Below are 21,101 nucleotides of genomic sequence, written 5' to 3'. Positions count from 1 at the left end.
ACCGCTTGTGGCGGTCAATAGTGTCCGTCGGTCCATAAAGATACTCACTCATTTTGAGAGCCTAAGGTGTGCGAACCCAAATCTGCAGGCTCTGGGCGGGGCTGTCTAGGGTTACAGACGCCCCCCCGAGCAGCGTGGCGTCTTTACCTCCCACGCCTTTCAGATGGTCGATGGTCTTGCCATCTGCAATCTTGCGCCAGTTTCCTTGGGGGACGATGACGCCATCAAATTTGGCCGGTGTGCTGCCCACATTGGCCAGCACAAGCACCTCACCGCCAATGAAATAGCCCAATAGGTTTTCATTTTCGGGTGTGATCCAGTTGATGTAATTTGGCCCTGGCACCTTAGCGACCCGGAACACTTCCCCAGCATCGCTGTTGCGAAAAGCAATCAAGCCGCGCCACCAGCCGTTCATCGCCACAAAATCGTCTGGCGCGCCAGTCTTTGGTGAGCGATCCAGATCTGACCAGACAAATTCATTTGGTGTGCGGACATTATAGGTGTCGTGGCGACCCTTGAAATAGATGGGGCCGGTGGCGGTGTAGCGTATGACATCCTCTTTCGGGGCAAGCCCTTTCGAGCGCATCATTTCCGACCCGCCATGCAAGACAATGGGTCCAAGACTGGTGAGCAGAAGGCCCGCGGCGACCCGGTAGGGGGCCTCGTCGACCCCCTCCAAACCATTCCAATTGCGGTCTGCAAACCGGTCGGCCAGCGTCCAATTGTCGTGGATATCCGCATAATTGATCCCAAGATTGGTCGAACCGGCTTCTTCAGGCCAGCTATTGGCAATGGCCTTCATGGCATTGGCGCGCTGTGCAGCATTGCCCCCGGCATAGCCGCGGTCAGTCCTTTTGTCATCGAGCTTGAAGGGGGAGCCGACCAAGGCATTGCGCGTATCATCTTGGAAGAATGTGATCGGAGCATCTTGCTTGTACCAGTCCCAATCCGGGTTTGCCCGCACGATGGGGTCACTCACATCAATCCAGGGCTCACCATAGATGATGACATCGGGCCCGACTGCCTCCCGAAGAGCAATCAATGTCTGTTGGTCAATTTGGCCGGCCAGATCAATGCGGAAGCCATCAATCCCAAACTCCTCGATCAAAGCCTTGGCCTGATCAATCAACCAGCGCTGGGTCATCGGCCGATCTTCTGTTTTCACTTCATTGCCGAAAACACCAATATGTTCACCCGCGTCGCTGGTTCGATAATAATAATCCCGGTCCAGCACGTTGAAATTGAACAACATGTTGCGCCCATCCATGTTTTCGCCGGTGTGGTTGGGCACAATGTCGACAATCACTGCAATGCCGCGATCGTGGAAGGCCTGGACGAGATCGCGGAATTGTTCACGTTCTGCACCATAATCGCTACCTTTTCGTCGATAGGTGTTCTCAATGGCAAAGGCATGAGTGGTGCGATAGCCCCATTCGTAACTGAGCCCGGCCACGCCGAGGCGTTGCATTTCGGGGTCTTTTGCAAATGCCTCTTGCCATTCGGCTGCAGGATAATGCAGGAATTCCTGCATCGGCAGCAGGTGGACAACATTGATGCCCAGATCGACAAGATGATCGAAGCCAATTTTCTGCCCTTTCTTGCTGCGCAAGCCTGGGATCGTAAAGGCCGGGATCGTGCCTTTCAGGTCATCGGCTACAGGTAATTGCCGGGTGAAATCCTCAATATGGACTTCGTAGGCCACCACATCCTCCATTTTGGGGCGACCATTGGCGAGTGGGCGGGCTGGGCGTGTTTTGGCCATGACCCGGCTCTTGCCATAGGATTCAGCATTGGCGCGGGCGTAGGGATCCGAGATATGCACCGGGTGGCTTTCATAGAAGAAGCGACCTGGGCCGGGTTTGCCATGGACGGTGAAGTCGTAAAATGTGCCGCTAAGATCGCCCTTAAGGTCTGCCGCCCAGACGCCATTGTCGTCACGGACCATATCGATAACTTGCCGTGCCTCTTCAGGCTTTGCCCCTGCCGCATCATAAAGATAGAGGCGAACCTTCTCTGCGCGCGGTGAGAAAATAGCAAACCGTGTTGTACGGCCATCTGCTGACACATTGGCCCCAAGTGGCTTTGGCGAATAAAGGGTGCGAAACCAGGCATCAGGGCGTACCCGGGCTGATAAATTCTGCGACTTATAGTCAAGCCGGTAAGAGGCTTTCATGTCGATGGGTTGTGCTGGTATGATCAGACTGGTTTCGGCCTCATTCGGCAGGATGGTCGCGATGGCAATTTCCTGATTGTCGCTAGCGACCAGGCGCCACTCAGAGGGCGCAAAAGAGCGCTCGACCCCTTCCAGATGTGCCCAGATCGCTGTGGGGCTGGCAAGTTCAGCGCGCAGACTTGGCTTGATGGGCTCGCCGGCAACAGCAAAGCCGCTTGTACAAAGTGCCAAACTCGCGGTTAGGAGACGCAGGCAGCGGCGCAGGGCAGGGGGGGGCATGGAATTCCTCCTTAAGGTCTGGTCTGGCTGGATGCAGCGGGGATTACCCCAAAATGGCTCGACAATTCCGGGCGATGAAGTCATCGTGGCTTGGCATATTGGCGACAGCCTTATCAATGATGGTGGCGACATTAGTCATGAATTCATCTAAGTCTTGGTCAGACAGATTGTCAGCCAGTGCATGATAGGATCTGGGCTCAATCCCTTGGCCTAACAGAACCTGTAGCCAACTCGGCTCGGCGAAGAGATCATTCGGCCGACGTTCAATGCGTCCTGTCGCACGGAACAAGTCAATCTTATGGGCCAAGCTGTCGGGGATTTTCATGGTCTGGCAAGCCAGCCAGAAGGGCGAGTCGGTGCGCGCATTGGCATGATAATGGAGAACCAGAAAATCCCGGATGAGGGCATATTCCTCGCCAGCCTGTTGGTTGTATTCATCCGACAACACGGTGTCACAGGCCTTGTTGGGAAATAGGGAAATCAGGCGACTCACTGCGGATTGGATCAGATGGATGGACGTTGATTCCAGCGGCTCCATAAAGCCACTGGCTAGGCCTACAGCAACACAATTCTTGTTCCAAAATTTCTTGCGTCGACCTGTGGTGAACTTCAGCGGTTTGGGATCGGCCAGCGCCCGCCCGTCCAGATTGGCCAACAGGGCTTGGGCAGCTTCATCATCGCTCATGAAGGCGCTGCAATAGACGTGGCCATTGCCAATGCGATGCTGGAGTGGGATGCGCCATTGCCAGCCAGCCTGACGGGCCGTCGCTCGTGTATAGGGCGTTAGCGGGCTGACTGATTCACATGGAACCGCCAGCGCCCGGTCACACGGCAGAAACTCAGTCCAATCTTCATAGCCGGTCTTCAAGGCCTCTTCGATCAGCAGTCCGCGAAACCCAGAGCAATCAATGAAGAGATCCCCGGGGATTTCGCGGCCTGTTTCAAGTCTGACGGAGGCGATAAAGCCTGTAAGTGGGTCAAGCGCCACAGAGCCGATTTTCCCCTCGTTCCGCGTGACGCCAAGGCGTTCGGCGAACTGGCGCAGGAAGCGCGCGTAGAGGCCTGCATCAAATTGGAAGGCCCAGGTTGGACCGGGCAGTGGCGAAGTGCCTAGCCGCTCAAGCCGGTCAAAGCGATTGCAATAGGCTGCCTGGCCGGCGGTCGAATAGTCCCAAAGTGAGCGTCCTTTGCCGGTTTTCTGATGCCGCAACCAATGATGATGGAAGGGAACGAAGCCAAGATTATGACCGATACCGCCAAAAGCGTGGATATAGCGCTCCCCCTGGCGATGCCAATTGACGAATTCGATACCCAATTTGAACGTGCCATTGGTCTTGGCAACAAACTCATTTTCATCAATGCCGAGGATTGAATTGAAAATGTTGATCTGCGGGATGGTGGCCTCACCGACGCCAACTGTGCCGATCTCATCGCTTTCGATAAGGTCGATCAAGATGCGGGGACCCAGCACCTTGGCCAAGGCGCTGGCGGTCATCCAACCCGCGGTGCCACCACCAACGATGACAATTCTCTCAATAGGTTGTGCGTCCAAAGCCTGCTTCTCCTTGCGCTCAGACCTGCCTGACACAGGCCGTTTCAACGGGCAAATCACAACATAGAAAACCCCCGCCAGCGCAGGCCGACGGGGGTTATCACGTTACCGATCTGTCAAGATCAGAACTTGTAGTTCACACCCACCAAGAAGGTACGGCCATATTCCTGATAATCCTTCACCAAACGCTCGTCATCATTGATTAGCGTGGTGAAAGGCTCATCAGTGATGTTATTCACTTGGAACAGGATTGACAGATTGTTCAGAGGGCCAGATTGGAAAGTGTATCCGATTTGACCGTCAAGTACCGACTCTGCCTGTATGCTGCGGGTTTCCAAGTTTGCACCGAAGGCAACCACCGAACCAGTGAAGTCTGAACGGTAACGGTTGCTAAGGCGCGCTTGGAAGCCATAGCGCTCGTAGTAGATCGAAGTGTTGAAAATCTGCTCTGACAAGCCAGGCACTTTTGTCGCAGGCTGACCAGCGATCGGCTTGATGCTACTGTCATTATAGGTGGCACTGAAGTTTGCACCAAAGCCTTCAAGGGCTGGCACGAACTGATCGAACGGGAACGAAGCGGTGAATTCAACACCCCTAATGAACCCACCCTTCACATTTCCGGGCGAGCTTGCAATACCAACTGTGGTTGGGCTTGCGGGTGCGCCTGTCGGCACAATCAAACCAGTTGCATCAAACGGACGTTCGACACTGTCAACGATCCAAGATTCGAGGTTCTTATAGAAGCCGGCAACTGCGAAGTAGGCGCGGCGACCGAAGTATTTTTCGTAGCTGACGTCGAGAGCTTGAGCCAAAATAGGTTGCAGCAATGGGTTGCCCGAATTCTGGAACCAGCGGGTGCCGCGGGTCGGGACTATCGAGCTGTCATAGCTGTAGCTGAAGGCCGCATTCATCTGATCCATGCGAGGACGTGAAAGCGTTCGGGCCAATGCAACGCGGATCTTGGCGTCATTGTCTAGCGCGAACGCCAAGTTCATGCTGGGCAGAACATACGTATAGTCGGTTCCTTCAGTCTTGGTCACCAAGGTCGCGTTCGAGTTGCTGCGACCCCGAGCAGTTGAGCTTTGGTCGGTGTTGACGACTTGAACGCCGAAATCACCTGTCAACGGCAAGCTGCCCACGTCGGTATCGATATTGAACTTAGCAAAGGCGGTGATCAGAGTTTCCTCAACCAACCAGCTTTTGATTGCTACGTCGGCAGCTGTATTCGGACGCAGTGAATAGACCGTGCCGAGGAAGCCACGAGGGTCATAGCTGACCACATTACCTAAGCCGAGCCAAGAAAGATTGGTTTGACCAACCCGTGCCGAGGTTGGAATTGTCACGCTACTGGCACCACCAGCCAAATCCAGGAACCATTCATTCACAGTCTTTTCTTTGCTGCGATCTGAATAGCCAACACCATATTCGACTGACTTAATTGCCTTGTCGCCGCTAAATTCGTGCTTCGCAGCGATCTTCAGCGTGTTGAGTTCATCAACTGTGCCGGGTGCCTTGTAGTATCCCGCTTGGCCCCAGCCGCCGGGATCGGTAAGGCTGATGGTGTTGTAGTCGCCATAGTTGATGCTGGGCTTAAACACCAAGCGACCAGCCTCAGCAGTTGCGAAAGCCAGATTGTCGGTCGCACCGGCCGACCCGCGACCCGTACCAGAGTAGGATTCGATATCAGTGTCTGTCCGGTCACCCTTCGACCAGCTCAAATCAACAACCAGTGAGTCCCTAGGACCGAATTGCCATTCAGCTTTGCCGGCTAGAGCTGACAATTCAGCTTCTCGGGCACGGACGTCATTGCGAATTATGCCCTTGACGCCGTTAAACGTACCGCGAGCGATGATGCCATTGCTTACTACAGCAGTTGGGGGTGGCTGCAATTGGGCACCCGACCACCACAATGGCAATTCAATGCCGCGCAAAATTTGCTCGTCGTTGAATTTCGAATAATAGCCATCCAGCGACAGCGTCAGCGTTTCAGATGGTTGGAACTCGATGACACCCATATAACCATCACGGGTGATATTTCCTGACAGCGCATAGGGCTTTACCCCGCCGATAACAAATGTGTTAGCCGGAACGTTGAATGGGTTGGAACCCACTGTTGGATATCCCCAAGCTTCATAACGGTTAGACTGATATGGGGATTCCATGTGGGCATAGCCTAACGCTACTCCCAGTTTGCCGTCCATGAATTGATCGATATAGGCTAGCGACACGCGGTTGCCATTCTCAGAGGTGCCAGCGTTCAACGCGCCAAGGTCATTCTGCTCATAACGCGCACCGACTGCGAATTGGCGACGGCCAAACTTCAGGGGACGAATGGTTTGAAGATCAACGGTACCTGCAACGCCCTGCGCCAACAAGGTCGCCGTCGGGGTCTTATAGACTGCAGCACCAGCCAAGAGTTCTGAAGGGTACTGATCAAATTCAACGCCGCGGTTATCACCAACTGAGACTTGCTCGCGGCCGTTGAGTAGGGTGGTGGTGTAATCTGGGCCTAGGCCACGAACTGACAATTGCGACGCCCGACCATCGATCCGCTGGGCGGCAACGCCTGGCAGACGGGCAAGTGATTCAGCGATCGAGACATCGGGCAATTTACCAATATCTTCAGCCGAAACGACTTCGGCGATCACGCCCAAGCTCTTTTTGGCATTAATGGAGTTTTCAATCCCGCGACGGATACCAACCACAACGATGGTCTCAACATCCTTGTCTGAGGCCTCAGTCGTGTTGGTGGATTGTGCATGGGCTGTCCCGCTTAAGGCTGCCAGCATGGCAAATGACGACACGGCACCGACCAGCAAACGCGAACGCGACACGCCGGGGCGTGATTCTGAGTGACTATTCATCGCGGTTCCTCCCAATAAGGCCTGTCCGACCGCAACGGACCCGCCTGTGATTCATGGCAGAACACGCCAATTGTCAGTCTCATGTTAGACCGCTCAGCGATATCCTGCGCCCTAGACTGACCCAAGAGCCTTGAATCAGCATTCAAAAGACGTTCAACCAACACTAATTTGTGAACGTGTAGGAAAGCTACATGACAAAATTGCAACCAATGTGCAATGGCAAAGTGGCCATGAATGCAGGTAAATGCGACAAGGCAGCCAGACTGGTGCAGGCTTGCAACAGCCTACGCTGGTCAATTTGGCACCTCCGGCTATATCAGCGTGAGGGGTTTAAAAAAGAATGCACGCAAGTTGCGCGATAGATAGATAACCGAGCTGAGGCTTCATTGGGGAGGAAATGAGCGCATGCAGGACCGGAATCTGGACAACCTTGTGATCGTTGGGGGTGGATCTGCCGGCTGGATGGCCGCTGCCGCGGCCGCAAATGCGGCCGGTCGCGCGTGCGAGATTACGCTAATTGAATCCGACGAGATTGGCACCGTTGGAGTCGGCGAAGCCACTATTCCTCCGATCAAGGTTTTCAATCGGAGCCTCGGCATTGATGAACGGGAGTTTGTGGTCCAGACAAAGGGTACCTTTAAGCTTGGCATCGAGTTTGTGAATTGGGGCCGTCAAGGCCATCGTTATTTCCATCCGTTTGGAACTTATGGTGTAGATTTTGATATGGTCCCGCTGCACCAGTATTTCCTGCGGGCACGTCAGCGTGGAATGTCGCCGGGGTCGTTGGACGATTTCACGATGGCTTGGCAAGTGGCAAAGCGTGGACGCTTTGCGCCACCGACTCAAGATCCCCGCTTAATCCAGTCGACTTATGATTATGCCTATCACTTTGATGCCGGGCTTTATGCACGCTATCTGCGTTCCTACGCCGAGGCGCGCGGGGTCAAGAGGCTCGAAGGAAAGATTGCCGATGTTGGTTTGTCCCAAAAGGATGGCCGCATTGACTTCGTGAGGTTGGAAGATGGCAGAGTGGTGGCAGGCGACTTCTTTGTCGACTGCTCGGGCTTTCGCGGCATACTGATTGAGGGGGCCTTAAAGACTGGCTATGAAGATTGGTCGCATTGGCTGCCCTGCAACAGGGCTGTGGCAGTGCCCTGTGCGCATGGCGGCGAGTTTACTCCTTATACTCGGTCTACGGCTCGCGAAGCGGGCTGGCAATGGCGGATTCCGTTGCAGCATCGCATCGGCAATGGCTACGTTTATTCTAGTGACTTTATCAGTGATCAGGAGGCGCAGCGTACGCTGTTGGCCAATCTAGATGGCAAGGCTTTAGCCGATCCCCGGCCATTGCGCTTTACCACCGGTCGCCGAAAGAAGGCTTGGAACAAGAATTGTGTCGCCATAGGGCTGGCAGCAGGCTTCATGGAGCCGCTGGAATCGACCAGCTTGCATCTGATCCAGACCGGCATCACTCGCTTTCTTGCCTTGTTTCCGGACAAGGAGATTGATCCGGTGCTGGAAGCTGAGTTCAACCGGCTTACCACTTACGAATGGGAACGCATCCGCGATTTCCTGATTTTACACTATTGCGCCACTGAGCGGACCGATACGGAGCTTTGGCGATATTGCGCGAACATGAGTTTGCCCGACACACTTGCTTATAAACTGGCTCATTTCCGGAAATATGGTCGCATGGTGTCAGATGGACCGGAGCTCTTTCTTAATCCAAGCTGGCTGGCAGTCTATCTAGGCCAATTCGTGGAACCCAGTGGCTATGACCCACTTGTTGACGCTCGTCCACAAGTCGAAGCAGATCGGCATTTGGCAAGTCTGAAGAAACTCATGGCCGAAACAGCAGAAACTTTGCCGACCCACAGAATGTTTATAGCTCAAAACTGTCAGGCAGCAACTGTTGAGACCTAGCTGACCATGCGCAAGCGTGGCCCTTCCTCGCTAGCTTTGATAATCTCGTTGCTTGATTTTGGTTTGCCGAACAAATTGCCCTGTGCATGAGTGATATCGAGCTCTAGGATTTCTACGATTGTCCGCTCACTTTCCACCCGGTCGGCAATCAGTTCAACACCGTAGCGGGAGAATAGGGCGGAAACATCTGCAGGTTCGAATTGGCGGTTCAGGCCAGTGACGGGCACAGTCTTGGCTTCAACGAGTTGCTGGATTAGGCGATCCCCCGCTATCTTAACGTAGCGCACACCCATCCGCTCAAGTTTGCGCAGATCAAAATCGAGAGTCTCGCAACGATCGATGGAGAAACGGAAACCGAGGTCGAAGAGCCTTCCCATGTTGCGCTCCGCAGCCATGGGAATACGCTCGAAAGAATCACGCGTTAGCTCAAATATAATGGAATTGGCCAAGTCCTTATTGTCACGCAGGAAGGCGATGAATTGGGGGAAGAAAGTCTCATCTCCCAGACTCGTGGTTGAAATGTTGCAAAAGATTCCAATCCTTCTGTCATGCTTGATAAGGCGGCGCGCAATATGAACACATCGTAACAGTAGCAAATTATCGATCTCGCCGACCAAACCTGACGGCTCTGCCACCCTCAAGAATTCACTTGGAAGGATTACCGCCCCAGATGGATCGCGGAGGCGTGTGAAGCCTTCATAGTAGACGATCTTTCGCTGAGGCAACGCAACGATCGGCTGCAAATGCAATTCGACACGATTTTCTTCCAGTGCCGATCGAACGGCAGCCAAAAGGCTACGATCTGATAGGCGCGGAGCCAATTTGATGCCATCTTGGGCAACGGACTCACGCCGCCGTTCGTTTTTTTGGACATAATTTGTCAAAAGAAGAGCAATCTCGCGCACTTCGCGAGCCAAAGCTGCCTCGCGGGCTTGAGCATCTTCGGCAAGCGTCGTTTTCAGAGTCTCGATTTCCTGCCGAGTAACAACTTGCTGGTCTTTGATTGCTTGGAACTCACCATCGATTTTGGCTTGTTCAGTCCGCGCCAATTTGGCCTCGCGTGGGGTGAAAGCCAGATGGAACAAACCACAGGCCACAGCAAGGAGCCCGCCCATACAGATAGAAACACCCGCGCCGGCTCCCTGCACATAATAGGCACCCGCACCCAAGCCGATCGCTGCAATGCAATAAGTCAAAAAGAGCACGAAATGGGCGGCAGCGAGCACGGGTTTCTCCCGAAATGTGGATTAAAATCCTTCATCCACACATGAAGACTGAACTGGTTAACGCTTAGTTTACCATAGGCCAAACTCGTGGTGCGATCCGCACAGGAAATCAATGACTTTCTGACTGTAGTCCTGATTTTGTTGTGGTTAGATCGCGCCCAAAATTGGGAACATCAGTATCTTGGCCAGCTTCGATGACTTCTCGGCGCATTTTGCGCGCCCGCTCAAATGTGGAGAATAGGGTATCGCCGTCGCCCCAGCGAATGGCGCGACGCAGCGCGGTCAGATCTTCCGAGAATCGTCCCAAGAGATCAAGGACGGCTTCCTTGTTCATTAAGAACACATCGCGCCACATTGTCGGGTCTGATGCGGCGATTCGAGTGAAATCGCGGAAGCCACCGGCGGAGTATTTCACGACTTCACTGTCGGTGACGGCCTCAACATCTTGAGCTGTGGCTACCACACAAAAGGCGATCAAGTGAGGCAAATGGCTGGTCATGGCCAGGACTTGGTCGTGACGGATGGGGTCCATGCACTCAACGCGGGCACCTAAGCTTTCCCAAAGATCGGTAAGCTTGCGTACTGCATCCTGATAGGTGGGGCGCGGATCGTCAATTGGTGTCAGGATCGCCCAACGGCCCTCAAATAGTGTTGAATACCCAGCATCAGGGCCAGATCGTTCGGCTCCTGCAATTGGGTGACCCGGGACCAGGAAGCAATGCTCTGGCAGGACAGGGCGCAATTGTTCGATGATCGCTTCTTTAACAGACCCAACATCGGTTATGATTGCACCGGGCTTGACGTGTGGTCCAATCAATGTGCCAATTTCTCCCATGCTGCCGGGCGGCGTGCACAGTATGACGGCATCTGCATGCGCCACAGCCGCTTCCGGGCTATCTGCGATGACGCCCAGTTTAAGTTCAGCAATCCGGGCCTTCACTGCAGGGTCTCGGTCATAGAGAACAATATGTCTGACCAAGCCACGAGCACGACTGGCTTTCGCCACGGATGAACCGATCAGACCGGCCCCAATGATGGCCAGTGTGTCAAAGATCGGAGGAGACGCGGTCATTAGCTTGCCATAAAGTCTTTGAGTGCCGCCACCAAAAGACGATTTGGCTCCTCAAGGCCCACGCTGATGCGCAAATAATCATCCAATTGATAGGCTTTAACTGCCCGCACGATAAGACCGCGCTCCCGCAGGAAGTTATCCGCCGCCGATGAAGTCTTGCCGTTTTCGCCGGGGAAGCGCACTAACAAGAAGTTCCCAACGCTTGGAGTTACTTCCAGCCCAAGTAAGCGTATTTCTTGGGTCAAATATGCGAGCCACTGCGCATTGAATATGATACTTTTGTTGGCGAAATCCTGATCAAGGATTGCAGCTTCGGCAGCAGCCAAGCCCGGTGCGCTTATGTTAAACGGACCACGGACTCGGTTGAGAGCGTCGATGACCAATTGAGGACCATAGCACCAACCAACCCGAGCGGCTGCCAATCCGTGGATTTTTGAGAACGTGCGTGTCATCAAAACATTGCCTTCTTGCCCAGCCAATTCGAGACCTGAAGAATAGTCATTGGTCTGGACATACTCACTGTAGGCTGCGTCCAGAACCAGTAAGACGTGGCTGGGTAAGCCTGCGTGGAGTCGCTTTATCTCGGAATAAGGCAAATAGGTCCCTGTTGGATTATTTGGATTGGCCAAAAACATAATTTTTGTCTTGGTTGTGACACAACCCAATAATGCATCGACATCAGCGGTTAGATTTGTCTCAGGCGCAGATATACAGACAGCTCCCGCTTGTTGAGCTGTAAGACGGTAAACCAAGAAGCCGTGTGCCGACTGTACCACTTCATCACCCTGATCGAGAAAGGCGCGGCCAAGCAATTGGAAGATTTCGTCAGAACCACTCCCGCACATGATTCGGTTCGCATCTAGGCCATAACGATGGGCAATGGCTGTACGAAGGCCAGCATGCTCACCATCAGGATAAATCGCAAGTTCATCGGCGGCAGCTCTATAGGCCTGCAAAGCCCTTGGGCTGCAACCCAAAGGATTCTCATTTGACGAGAGCTTCCAAGGCTTTTCAAAGCCAGGAACTTTAGCTTCACCGCCCTTGTAGGGAACGATGTCGAGAATTCCTGGCAGTGGGGCGACGGACATAAGTGGACCTCGTTGCATAACGAATTGTGCGCCCGGCATGGCCTTATGGCTTGTCGAGGTCAAGAGGCCTTCGGCTGCAGTTCAACTTGGGCCAATGTCCCATTTTAAGCCAGCCTTTACATCCTGATGGTAGAGCCTAGCTGCGAAAGCTTTCTGAACCACCCCGAGAGGCTCTGGTTCACGACAAAATGACCGAGAACACTCGGCAAAGATGACTTGGTGGGTAGAATGAGTAAGACAGTCCTAATCGTTGATGACGATCCAGCCCAGCGTCGCTTGTTGCAAGGCGCGGTTGAACGACAGGGCTTTGCCACCCGCACCGCAGAAGATGGGGCCCAGGCCATTGCCCAAGCGATGGACCCGGCAGTGGATGTGGTACTGCTTGATCTCATCATGCCAGGCGTGTCTGGTATGGAAGCGCTTGGGGCCATTCGGGCCAAACGCGAGGATTTGCCTGTCGTGGTGCTGACAGCTTCAGGCGGTATCGATACCGTTGTCAAAGCCATGCAGGCGGGCGCAACAGACTTTTTCGTCAAGCCAGCCAGCCCTGAACGTGTCATGGTCTCGATCCGCAACGCCCTGAAGGTTGGGGAATTGTCGGGTGAGGTGAAGCGGTTAAAAAAGAAAGCGGCTGGTACCTTTACATTCTCGGATATGGTCGCAGGGGCCCCGGCCATGCGCCAAGTCATCCGCTTGGGTCAGCGCGCGGCTAGCTCGAACATTCCTGTTTTGATCCTAGGCGAAAGCGGTGTGGGTAAGGAAGTGATTGCGCGAGCCATCCATGGGGAGAGCGAACGCTCCGGCCGCCCGATTGTGGCCGTCAATTGCGGCGCTATTCCAGAAAACCTGGTCGAAAGCATCTTGTTTGGACACGAAAAGGGTGCCTTCACAGGTGCACATGATCGTCATTTGGGCAAGTTTCAAGAAGCTGACGGTGGCACTCTTTTCCTCGATGAGGTTGGTGAGTTGCCGCTCGATATTCAGGTAAAGCTTTTGCGCGCACTGCAGGAGAGTGAAGTCGATCCAGTCGGTTCCAAGCGACCTATCAAAGTTGACGTGAGGATTATCGCTGCCACGAACAAAGACTTGACTAAGTTGGTAGCAGAAGGCCGGTTCCGAGAGGACCTATATTATCGGCTCAATGTTTTCCCAATCGATGCCCCACCTTTGCGCGAGCGGATGGATGATGTACCGGCTCTGCTCAAGTATTTTGTCACTCGTATCAATGCCGAAGAAGGCAAGCGGGTCCTTGGGGCTAGCCCACAAGCGATGTCAATGCTGCAGAGCTTTGACTGGCCCGGTAATGTGCGCCAACTGGAGAATGCGGTTTTCCGGGCCGTGGTGCTTTGTGATGGGGATTTTCTACAGCCTGAGGACTTTCCTCATGTACAAGCTGCATTACCCCAGTTTGTTATTGACGAAGGCAGTCTTCCATCTTCTCCGGCCAATTTTCCCCAATCAGTTCCCGCTTCAATTTTGCCACAGGTCCAATCGGTGGCCCCAGCCAATTCCGATATCTTGGCGGCAGCCATCGAGGCTGGGAGCGGGATCGCCATTTTCGATCCAGCGGGCCATTTACGCACGCTGGAGCAGATTGAGCGAGATCTCATCGAATACGCAATTGACCTTTATGCTGGTCATATGACTGAGGTGGCCCGTCGTTTAGGTATTGGTCGCTCAACCCTTTATCGTAAGCTCAAGGAATATGATCTTGAGGAGCATATGGCCCGAGCTGCCGGTTAGGTTTGACTAACGCTTAAAAACATAATTGCGTTTAGTGGTTAAGGTCCGTCGATAGCCTGCGCGGTCAAGGGTACCGAGCAGGTCGCCGACCCAGTCTTTTTCGCTGCGCTCGAGGATCAAGAGTCGGGGCCACAGCGACTCGGATGCTGTTGCAAAAAACGGCAGGAGCGCGCGGTCCTCGAAACCCTCAATGTCGATCTTGAGGGCGTCAATGCGTTCGACGCCAGCATCGTCCAGAATCGCCGTCAATGGACGAACGGCCACTTTGATTTGATCGCGTCCGCCTGCGACATGGGCCAAGGACGCCCCACCTTCGTTGTCACTGCCAACTGAGAGGGTCAAAACTCCTTCGCTTTCCCCGGCACCATATGGAAATACTTTGGTATTGAAGTCTGGATTAAGCGCAAAATTCGCCCGCAGCCGGGCAAGCACGCTGGGTTGAGGCTCAATCGCCACAATCCTGCCCGTCGAGCCAATCAGTCGACCCACCCACAAAGAATATGCACCCACATTGGCCCCAACGTCGACGAAGACTGCGCCGGGCTTGAGTTCTTCTGCGAGAATGTCGCGTTCCTCGAGCTCAAATCGAGAAGGGGAGAACATAAGACGCTTCTCGGTCACATTCCGCCGAGGATCGAGACGCATGCGAACGCCCCAAGTCAGAACATCAAGAGGTCCAGTTAGGCCTGGGAATACAAGTCGCTTACCAATCGAAGCTGCCAACTTGCTGAAGGGTCCGGGGTCGCAACGGCGAGCCAAGCCAATGATTTGGCCTTGGAAACGGCTTGGCGCATAAGTGCCAAATGGGCTTACGATGTCTGACATTGTCGTGAGTTGCCATGCGTTATCTGCATTTGCAAGGAAGTAGCCGCACCAATTGACGTAACGGACCGCTTCCCCTCTGCATCTTCCCGGTCTACAGAGGGTGCAGCGCGTGATCTGGCGCATTTTGCTGGATACGCTTAGGGAGGAAATCATGGATCTCGCGACACTTACCGCTGGCATGAAAGAACGTATTGAAGCCAAGCCAGCCTTTGGCAATTCGGTCAAATTTGACTTTGGCGATGCTGGAAAAATCCACATCGACGGCAAGAACGGCAACACGGTCACGAATGATGATGGCGCAGCTGATTGCACGCTGAAAATCGCTTTGGGCGACTTCATCGATATGGTCGAAGGCCGTCTGAATGGCATGAATGCGTTTATGAGCGGCAAGTTGAAGGTAGATGGAGACATGTCGGTCGCCATGAAGCTTCAGTCGATCATCGGCTAAGGTCGATCGCGTTTATGCAATTGGTTCAGGACCCACTGGTTGACAATCTCAAGGGCCTTGAGGTTTTCCGCGTGACGGGTCCTGATGATAAGATGATCCGCGCGGCTTTTATCGCCTCCTCGGCGGAAAAGCCGCGCGGTTCTGTCATTCTAGCTCCAGGCCGGACTGAGTATATCGAGAAATATGCCGAGACCATCACCGACCTCTTGGCGCGCGGCTTTCATGTTTTGACTGTTGATCATCGGGGACAGGGCTGGTCTGACCGATTGGGATCAACGCACTTTGCCGGCCATCTCGATAGTTTTACCAAAGCTGCTGAACATCTGGCGCGTGCAGTTGAAGCTGTTAGTGATCGGCTGACGGGTAGGCGAGTTTTGTTGAGTCACTCAATGGGCGGGGCTATCTGCCTAGAAGCTCTTTTGGTTGATGCGATCCCGAATGTCGTTGGGGCTGCTTTCTCAGCCCCCATGTGGGGTATATTGGGCCCGCCTGGTATGAAACTGTTGGCCAAATCATTGGTCGTGGCAGGAAAGGCCAAAGATGTGGCCCCATCTCTGCCCACGATGTGGCAGCCTGAGGCTTTTGAAGCTAATCAGGTGACCCATGACCTCAAGCGCTTCGCCCGCAATAATGCATTGATGTTGGCAGAGCCGGCTTTGCAGATTGGTGGGCCGACCAATGGCTGGCTTGACGAAGCCTTTAAAGCACTAGCCAGCTTCACCCCTGCACGGTTAAGTCGCCTGAATATGCCAATTCTGGTTGTGAGCGCAGAAGGTGAGACCATCGTGGACAATTCGTCACATGTCCGCATTTGCGGGCAATTGCCGAATGCCCAGCTTAGGATCATCCCTGGCGCTAGACATGAGTTGCTAAACGAAACTGATGCTATCAGGGATCAGTTCTGGAGCCTTTTTGATAGCTGGGTTGGCCCACTTCTAGCTGAATGAGCCTTTTGGCGGTCAAAGGTGCTGACCGAGTGTATTGATGGCTTGCTTAGTCTGAGCGGTGCTTTATACCCGCGCCTTCGGATGGGCAGGTGGCCGAGTGGTTGAAGGCGCACGCCTGGAACGCGTGTATGGGTGAAAGCCCATCGAGGGTTCGAATCCCTCTCTGTCCGCCAGCTCGAACGATTTTCCCGATTTTTCAAAACTTAAAAGTCGGACGCCTCTGTATCCACAACGGTACCCACATTTTAGTTTCAAACAAATTGCAGTTAGGGCCGCTTTGAGGTCGGTTTCGTCGATCCGTTTCGAAGTCTTTCACACGCTAGCGAAGGTCCAGCAGGGACCGCTAATTTGACCTCAGTCGCAGTTTTGACATTAGTCCAAACAACAAATGTCACCGACCGATCCCCGCACCTAGAACCTGCCCAAGCACAAGCTCCGCGCCGGGTATCTCGCGAACCGCGATGACATTCACCCCTCGATCAACGATTGCATGGCGGCCAAGAGCGGCATCGATGTGACCAAGGACCGTGCCTTCCGAGGCACTGGGCTGCACGCCGATTGGGCCGCGCTCGATCCCGAGCTGCTCGCGTGCGGCAGCTTGGAGGTCCTTGTCGCGAAGAGCATACCAACTTTCAGCCTTGAACCCGACCCCACGGCTTTGTGCTGCTCCATGCTTAGCCTTGATGAGATGATCTGCCCGGGTCCGAAGTTCTGCCTCCATGGCCTCGGCCCCATGGCTTGCGAGGCGCGGGCTCAAGCGCTCCAGAAGCGTGAAGACCCGGTCTGATCTGCTCCTGCGATCACCCTGATCCTGATTGCCATAGGCCATGGTTGGAACTCCCAGATGGCGGTCCAGGAAGACCCAGAAACCAGCCATGGGCGCAGTAATTCATGGCATTTCATGAAGGGCAATCAGATTCACCTATTTTACGAATAATATCAGTATGATAAAACTGTAAACTCTTCCCTTTATCTTGCCTCTCCACTATTATTTTTTAAACTGTTCACGCTTGGCACCCACTCAGAAACACAACGAAACTATAAGAAACGCGAAGCAACATATGTGCTAGAAGCAAGTCCTGCATGGCCTGGAAGTATGTGTCTTGCACTACATAAAATAAATTTGTAGTGTAACGACATGGCTGAAGTTCTCCCCCTCCAATTGATGACGCTTTACCAAGATCTCGTTGATACGCATTTATCGCGTACACCAAGCGCTGGCCTGACTGGAGCGCCCTTCAAACGCATGGTGCGTGGGAAAGCCTATTGGTATGCAACTGACCGAACCGGTAGCCATGTGGTTCAACGATACATTGGCCCCGACAATGAGGAGACCAAATCGCGGTTGGTCGAGATTGAAGCACGTCGCGGAGCGACAGAAGCATTCGAGACACGCTGCGGCGATATGGTCGCCCAGTTGCGCGCAGCGCGGCTGCCAACTCTTGACGCTGCGAGCGGCAGCCTACTGGCTAGCCTTTCAGCTCAAGGCGTTTTTGATTTGGGTGGCACACTGGTCGGCACCATGGCCTTTAGGCTTTATGATGCAGAGATCGGCAGGCGGGTCACGCGCATTCAGCCTGCGCTGACACAAGACATCGACATTGCGAGCTATCAGAATTTATCGATCGCTTTGGCCGATGATGCGGCAGCAAGCTTGAAGGCTTTACCAGCAACCCTCACTAAGTTCGGTTTGGAGGTTACGCCATCCATTGACCCGAGAGGTCGCAGCGGGCGCTGGCGGCGCAGGACCGGTGAGCCTGTATTGGATTTTCTTGCCCCATCTTTTGAAGAGGACCAAGATCTCGTCTGGCTTGAAGCGTTGGGGGTGTGGGCACAAGGCTTGCACTATCTGAATTATTTGTTGGCCGACCCCATTCCAGCTGTCGGCCTTTATCGCCATGGCGTACTTGTCCGCATTCCTCGCCCGGAGCGTTTCGCCATTCACAAGCTTATCGTTGCCCAACAGCGCACCGGAGCGGGTATTGCGAAACGCCGAAAAGACTTAGGCCAAGCCCAAGCTCTCATCATGTCATTGGCTGAAGACAGGCCAGCAGAGTTAAAGCGGGCCTACGAGACGGCAAGGGAGCAAGGTCCATCATGGCGGGACGCCATTGGCGCATCGCTTGCGATGGTTGGAGATGAGGCGCGCGCAGTTCTCGCAGCCTAAGCATTTCAGACGGCGTAAGGCCAGCATAACGTTTCTTCCAGTTGAAGTATGTCGCCTGGCTGATCCCTGCCTTGCGACAGATCTACGCGACTGGCGTTCCTTCTTCGCCTTGCTTCACGACGAACGCTTTCTGCGCGTACGTGAACTTCGATGCTTTCATGCCAAACCTCTTCGTCCAGCCAAGGAAAACTACGGCAAAAAACTCCAACTCCAAATGGTCCAAATTTCAGGTGGCAGAGCACTTGTTGAAGTGTCCACGCGCATTTAATGAGTTGCCGCGCAAAGCGCGGCTTGACGAGGAGTGAAAGTCGATCGGTGGCACACAAGGGCTTTGCGCGGGCAGGAGCGAAGCGAAAACTCGGGCCCTTGAAATCGAAGAATGATGGGAAACGCCGCCGGAGACAGTTTTTGAGCCACGCCAACGCATCTCCCGAGACGGGTAACCAGGACAGACGGGCAGTCTGGACCGCACCGAGTGGCTGACGACCCTGCAGTAGCAATCTCCACGCTCGACGCATAAAGCTGGGTAGCTGTTACTATTCCAGCTATGCTCTGGGTCGCAGCCTCACGACTGACCAGTGTTAAGTCGAATGGCCTTGCAAATGGACTGGAACAGCAAGCGCACATGACAGGGCTTGCGGTCCTGGGCGTGGACTAGCCAGAAGGTCACGAGCCTTTGTGTCCCAAGGATGAATGAAGGGAGCTGTTGGAAGGTTCTATATGGTCTGATGCTTCTTGCTGGATCGCTACGATCGTGCTCCAGTCTTGAGGTTCCTTCTAAGCAGCCAAACAACTTCTTGCGGCGCGTAGTCGTGAATGATAAATTTATGCCGCCATGTGGTTGCCCAAAGATATATTGCAACATGGGTTTATACCCCGTCATCGTCATGCCCAAGCGTATGCGGCACTTGTTTTATCGGGGCGCTATGAGGAGGCCGGAGACAGTGGCCGATTTCTGGCTAGTGCAGGGGATGTTCTTTGTCACCGCTCACATGAGGCCCATCAAAATTTCATCACCACGAGTGAGGCCGTCGTTTTAAACCTCCCGGTGCCATCTGAGCACTGCTTGCCACCTGCATTCAAAATTGCGGATCCAGATGCGTTTTTGAAAGACAAACACCTCGACATTGCAACCGCCTTCCAGGCGTTGACTCCGATCGAAATCATTCGTCCTCTGGATCGGGATTGGCCTGATCAACTCGCGCGGGAACTGACATCTGATCCCGCTCTGAGTATTCAAAATTGGGCCGCTATGAATGGTCTTGCCGCTGCGACGGTTAGCCGGGGGTTTAGAAAAACTTTTGGCATTACGCCCATTCGCTTTCGGGCAGAGGCTCGAGCCCGGCGTGCTGTTGAAGCCTTGCTTAAAGGCAACACATCACTTGCCTCACTCGCGTGTGACTTGGATTTTGCCGACCAACCCCACATGACACGGGCTGTCCGAAGCATCGTGAATGCTAGCCCTGCGCAATGGCGTAAGGTCAATTCTATTCAAGAAAAGCCAGAGTGAAGATGCCACTATGTGAGGATGGAACAGAAAAACCTCTATGCCGCCATTCTCGCAGTTAGTTTTACGTGCTTGGTGCCGGTTAGCCCATCGTTTGCCCAAGACGGGAAATTGAGGGACGCACAAGTTGCTGTGTTACAGGCCGAGGGCCCGAAGGCTGCTCTTATCCTAAGGGGCCTGGTTGAGAGCTCACTTCCGATGTCGAAGTGGGATCAACGACGTACGCGCTGCGGTCTTTCTCGCTTAGAGGGCAAACATTCAATACCTCAGCCCGCTTTCAGTGGCGACGACTTCGCCGACCAGATTGTCCGGATCTATCGGTCTTATTGGCAGCAAGCGATTGATCCCGCGAAGCGGGAAATGTCGGAAAAATGGCTATTTGATCAACTTCGTCGGGCGATTAGGCGGCCTCAGATCAAAGATCGAGATGCCATACTCGAGGAAGTGTCGAACCAACTAAATGCCCGTAATATCTATAATACTCAGGGCAAAACGGCTGCACTTTATGATCTCCTCTTGTATCTTCGCGAAGATGAAACACCCTACAAAGTCAACCTTCCAGATGGGACGAGTTACGACGTCAAAGTCTTTCTCTTGAAAAATATGATTAGTCATGGTTGGTCGCGATACTTTAATTGTGGGGGGCCTGGAACAGCGGGGTTTGCGACCGAGCAGGGCCTCTACGCCATAGCGGAAGTTTATGATCTTGAAAGCGAAGATTTCCGGATCAGTTTTCTCACTCATGAAACGCGCCATTATGCAGATTATGAGCGATATCCCGGCCTCGAAGGACCAGAGTTGGAATATCGCGCAAAGTTAACGGAGCTCGCTCTAGCCGATAAGACCCTGTCTGGACTTCTCGATACTTTTTCGACTGACCAAGGAGACGATCGCGCGACACCACACAGTTTTGCGAACAAGCAAGTGCTGAACGCATTACGCCGACAGCTAAAGCTTGAGGCTACAACGGACCTTAAATCTATTGATCCAACAAAACTCCGAGAGGCTGCGCGCCTATTATTGCTTAAAGACAACCAAGAGCGTGACGAGGCTCGGGGAAAAGCGCCGACAAAACCATAATGGAACCCTGCCTTGGACGTTTCTCAAAGAGATGTTGACGAGATTGTTGTGTATTGGCCGACTTGATTTGTGTCCGATATCATTGGCGACAACCAAAAACATTGCTTGACTGTCCGCGTGCGCCCACCGTTATCGCTTGCCGCCGCGCCAGGGAAGGTGCGTCATCACACCTTCGCCGTTCCATAGAGCCCATTTGCTAAACCGGCA

The 21,101-nt window shown here is 53.8% G+C and carries 15 protein-coding genes, 1 tRNA gene and 1 pseudogene; 8 read left to right on the top strand and 9 right to left on the bottom strand.

Annotated elements, in window-relative coordinates; translation table 11 throughout:
* Nucleotides 1-61: 61 nt before the first annotated feature.
* The 3 genes from PbB2_RS13480 to PbB2_RS13470 all read right to left on the bottom strand — a co-directional run bounded on the left by PbB2_RS13480 (nucleotide 62) and on the right by PbB2_RS13470 (nucleotide 6,868).
* Complete coding sequence (locus tag PbB2_RS13480) at nucleotides 62-2,452, bottom strand: alpha-amylase family glycosyl hydrolase (RefSeq protein ID WP_108985856.1); 2,391 nt, start codon at nucleotides 2,450-2,452, stop codon at nucleotides 62-64.
* A gap of 43 nt (nucleotides 2,453-2,495) precedes the next feature.
* Nucleotides 2,496-4,004, bottom strand: a complete 1,509-nt coding sequence (locus PbB2_RS13475; RefSeq protein ID WP_108985909.1) for a tryptophan halogenase family protein — start codon at nucleotides 4,002-4,004, stop codon at nucleotides 2,496-2,498.
* 122 nt (nucleotides 4,005-4,126) lie between these two features.
* Nucleotides 4,127-6,868 (bottom strand): TonB-dependent receptor, encoded by a 2,742-nt coding sequence (locus tag PbB2_RS13470; RefSeq protein ID WP_108985855.1) that lies wholly within the window; start codon nucleotides 6,866-6,868, stop codon nucleotides 4,127-4,129.
* 405 nt (nucleotides 6,869-7,273) lie between these two features.
* On the opposite strand from PbB2_RS13470, the gene PbB2_RS13465 reads away from it, so the two are divergent.
* Nucleotides 7,274-8,791, top strand: a complete 1,518-nt coding sequence (locus PbB2_RS13465; RefSeq protein WP_108985854.1) for a tryptophan halogenase family protein — start codon at nucleotides 7,274-7,276, stop codon at nucleotides 8,789-8,791.
* Here PbB2_RS13465 and PbB2_RS13460 read toward each other — a convergent pair.
* From PbB2_RS13460 to hisC, 3 genes are all read right to left on the bottom strand, one after another.
* Nucleotides 8,788-10,017: an EAL domain-containing protein gene (locus PbB2_RS13460; protein ID WP_108985853.1), complete on the bottom strand. Its 1,230-nt coding sequence runs from the start codon at nucleotides 10,015-10,017 to the stop codon at nucleotides 8,788-8,790. The genes PbB2_RS13465 and PbB2_RS13460 overlap by 4 nt on opposite strands.
* Nucleotides 10,018-10,126: 109 nt before the next feature.
* Nucleotides 10,127-11,089 (bottom strand): prephenate/arogenate dehydrogenase family protein, encoded by a 963-nt coding sequence (locus PbB2_RS13455; protein WP_108985852.1) that lies wholly within the window; start codon nucleotides 11,087-11,089, stop codon nucleotides 10,127-10,129.
* On the bottom strand, nucleotides 11,089-12,216 hold the full coding sequence (hisC, locus tag PbB2_RS13450) for a histidinol-phosphate transaminase (RefSeq protein ID WP_238165024.1): 1,128 nt from the start codon (nucleotides 12,214-12,216) through the stop codon (nucleotides 11,089-11,091). The genes PbB2_RS13455 and hisC overlap by 1 nt, the downstream gene beginning before the upstream one ends.
* A 189-nt stretch (nucleotides 12,217-12,405) precedes the next feature.
* Here hisC and PbB2_RS13445 point away from each other — a divergent pair, with 189 nt between their 5' ends.
* Entirely contained in the window at nucleotides 12,406-13,920 is a 1,515-nt protein-coding gene (locus tag PbB2_RS13445) for a sigma-54-dependent transcriptional regulator (protein WP_108985850.1), read from the top strand.
* Nucleotides 13,921-13,926: 6 nt separating this feature from the next.
* Here PbB2_RS13445 and PbB2_RS13440 read toward each other — a convergent pair whose 3' ends face one another.
* Complete coding sequence (locus PbB2_RS13440) at nucleotides 13,927-14,745, bottom strand: FkbM family methyltransferase (protein ID WP_192576344.1); 819 nt, start codon at nucleotides 14,743-14,745, stop codon at nucleotides 13,927-13,929.
* A gap of 151 nt (nucleotides 14,746-14,896) precedes the next feature.
* Here PbB2_RS13440 and PbB2_RS13435 point away from each other — a divergent pair, with 151 nt between their 5' ends.
* The 3 genes from PbB2_RS13435 to PbB2_RS13425 all read left to right on the top strand — a co-directional run bounded on the left by PbB2_RS13435 (nucleotide 14,897) and on the right by PbB2_RS13425 (nucleotide 16,313).
* The gene (locus PbB2_RS13435; RefSeq protein WP_108985908.1) at nucleotides 14,897-15,193 is read left to right on the top strand and encodes an SCP2 sterol-binding domain-containing protein; all 297 of its coding nucleotides are present in this window, start codon (nucleotides 14,897-14,899) and stop codon (nucleotides 15,191-15,193) included.
* Between the two features lie 14 nt (nucleotides 15,194-15,207).
* Nucleotides 15,208-16,140, top strand: a complete 933-nt coding sequence (locus tag PbB2_RS13430; protein ID WP_108985848.1) for an alpha/beta fold hydrolase — start codon at nucleotides 15,208-15,210, stop codon at nucleotides 16,138-16,140.
* 83 nt (nucleotides 16,141-16,223) lie between these two features.
* A tRNA-Ser gene (locus tag PbB2_RS13425) sits at nucleotides 16,224-16,313 on the top strand.
* Between the two features lie 218 nt (nucleotides 16,314-16,531).
* Here PbB2_RS13425 and PbB2_RS13420 read toward each other — a convergent pair.
* A complete protein-coding gene (locus tag PbB2_RS13420; protein ID WP_108985847.1) occupies nucleotides 16,532-17,017 on the bottom strand; it encodes a hypothetical protein in 486 nt (161 codons plus the stop codon).
* A 261-nt stretch (nucleotides 17,018-17,278) separates the two neighbouring features.
* Here PbB2_RS13420 and PbB2_RS13415 point away from each other — a divergent pair, with 261 nt between their 5' ends.
* The gene (locus PbB2_RS13415) at nucleotides 17,279-18,307 is read left to right on the top strand and encodes a GSU2403 family nucleotidyltransferase fold protein (protein WP_108985846.1); all 1,029 of its coding nucleotides are present in this window, start codon (nucleotides 17,279-17,281) and stop codon (nucleotides 18,305-18,307) included.
* Here the strand turns inward: PbB2_RS13415 and PbB2_RS13410 are convergent.
* Nucleotides 18,291-18,467 (bottom strand): annotated as a pseudogene (locus PbB2_RS13410) (transposase); the annotation flags it as partial. The gene PbB2_RS13415 and the pseudogene PbB2_RS13410 sit on opposite strands and share 17 nt — an antisense overlap.
* A gap of 945 nt (nucleotides 18,468-19,412) precedes the next feature.
* Here PbB2_RS13410 and PbB2_RS16120 point away from each other — a divergent pair.
* Nucleotides 19,413-19,817, top strand: a complete 405-nt coding sequence (locus PbB2_RS16120; RefSeq protein WP_192576343.1) for a helix-turn-helix domain-containing protein — start codon at nucleotides 19,413-19,415, stop codon at nucleotides 19,815-19,817.
* 18 nt (nucleotides 19,818-19,835) lie between these two features.
* On the top strand, nucleotides 19,836-20,894 hold the full coding sequence (locus PbB2_RS13400; RefSeq protein WP_108985844.1) for a hypothetical protein: 1,059 nt from the start codon (nucleotides 19,836-19,838) through the stop codon (nucleotides 20,892-20,894).
* The last annotated feature ends 207 nt before the right edge of the window (nucleotides 20,895-21,101 follow it).

This window comes from Candidatus Phycosocius bacilliformis, assembly GCF_003112735.1.
In the GTDB taxonomy this organism is placed as follows: domain Bacteria; phylum Pseudomonadota; class Alphaproteobacteria; order Caulobacterales; family Aquidulcibacteraceae; genus Aquidulcibacter; species Aquidulcibacter bacilliformis.
This window is presented reverse-complemented; position numbering and strand designations above follow the sequence as displayed.

Excerpts from the sequence above, each read along its gene's own strand:
- PbB2_RS13480 (WP_108985856.1), bottom strand. The coding sequence starts at position 2,452 with ATGCCCCCCCCTGCCCTGCGCCGCTGCCTGCGTCTCCTAACCGCGAGT.
- PbB2_RS13470 (WP_108985855.1), bottom strand. The coding sequence starts at position 6,868 with ATGAATAGTCACTCAGAATCACGCCCCGGCGTGTCGCGTTCGCGTTTG.
- PbB2_RS13465 (WP_108985854.1), top strand. The coding sequence starts at position 7,274 with ATGCAGGACCGGAATCTGGACAACCTTGTGATCGTTGGGGGTGGATCT.
- PbB2_RS13455 (WP_108985852.1), bottom strand. The coding sequence starts at position 11,089 with ATGACCGCGTCTCCTCCGATCTTTGACACACTGGCCATCATTGGGGCC.
- hisC (WP_238165024.1), bottom strand. The coding sequence starts at position 12,216 with ATGCCGGGCGCACAATTCGTTATGCAACGAGGTCCACTTATGTCCGTC.
- PbB2_RS13445 (WP_108985850.1), top strand. The coding sequence starts at position 12,406 with ATGAGTAAGACAGTCCTAATCGTTGATGACGATCCAGCCCAGCGTCGC.
- PbB2_RS13440 (WP_192576344.1), bottom strand. The coding sequence starts at position 14,745 with ATGTCAGACATCGTAAGCCCATTTGGCACTTATGCGCCAAGCCGTTTC.
- PbB2_RS13435 (WP_108985908.1), top strand. The coding sequence starts at position 14,897 with ATGGATCTCGCGACACTTACCGCTGGCATGAAAGAACGTATTGAAGCC.
- PbB2_RS13430 (WP_108985848.1), top strand. The coding sequence starts at position 15,208 with ATGCAATTGGTTCAGGACCCACTGGTTGACAATCTCAAGGGCCTTGAG.
- PbB2_RS13420 (WP_108985847.1), bottom strand. The coding sequence starts at position 17,017 with ATGGCTGGTTTCTGGGTCTTCCTGGACCGCCATCTGGGAGTTCCAACC.
- PbB2_RS13415 (WP_108985846.1), top strand. The coding sequence starts at position 17,279 with ATGGCTGAAGTTCTCCCCCTCCAATTGATGACGCTTTACCAAGATCTC.
- PbB2_RS13400 (WP_108985844.1), top strand. The coding sequence starts at position 19,836 with ATGGAACAGAAAAACCTCTATGCCGCCATTCTCGCAGTTAGTTTTACG.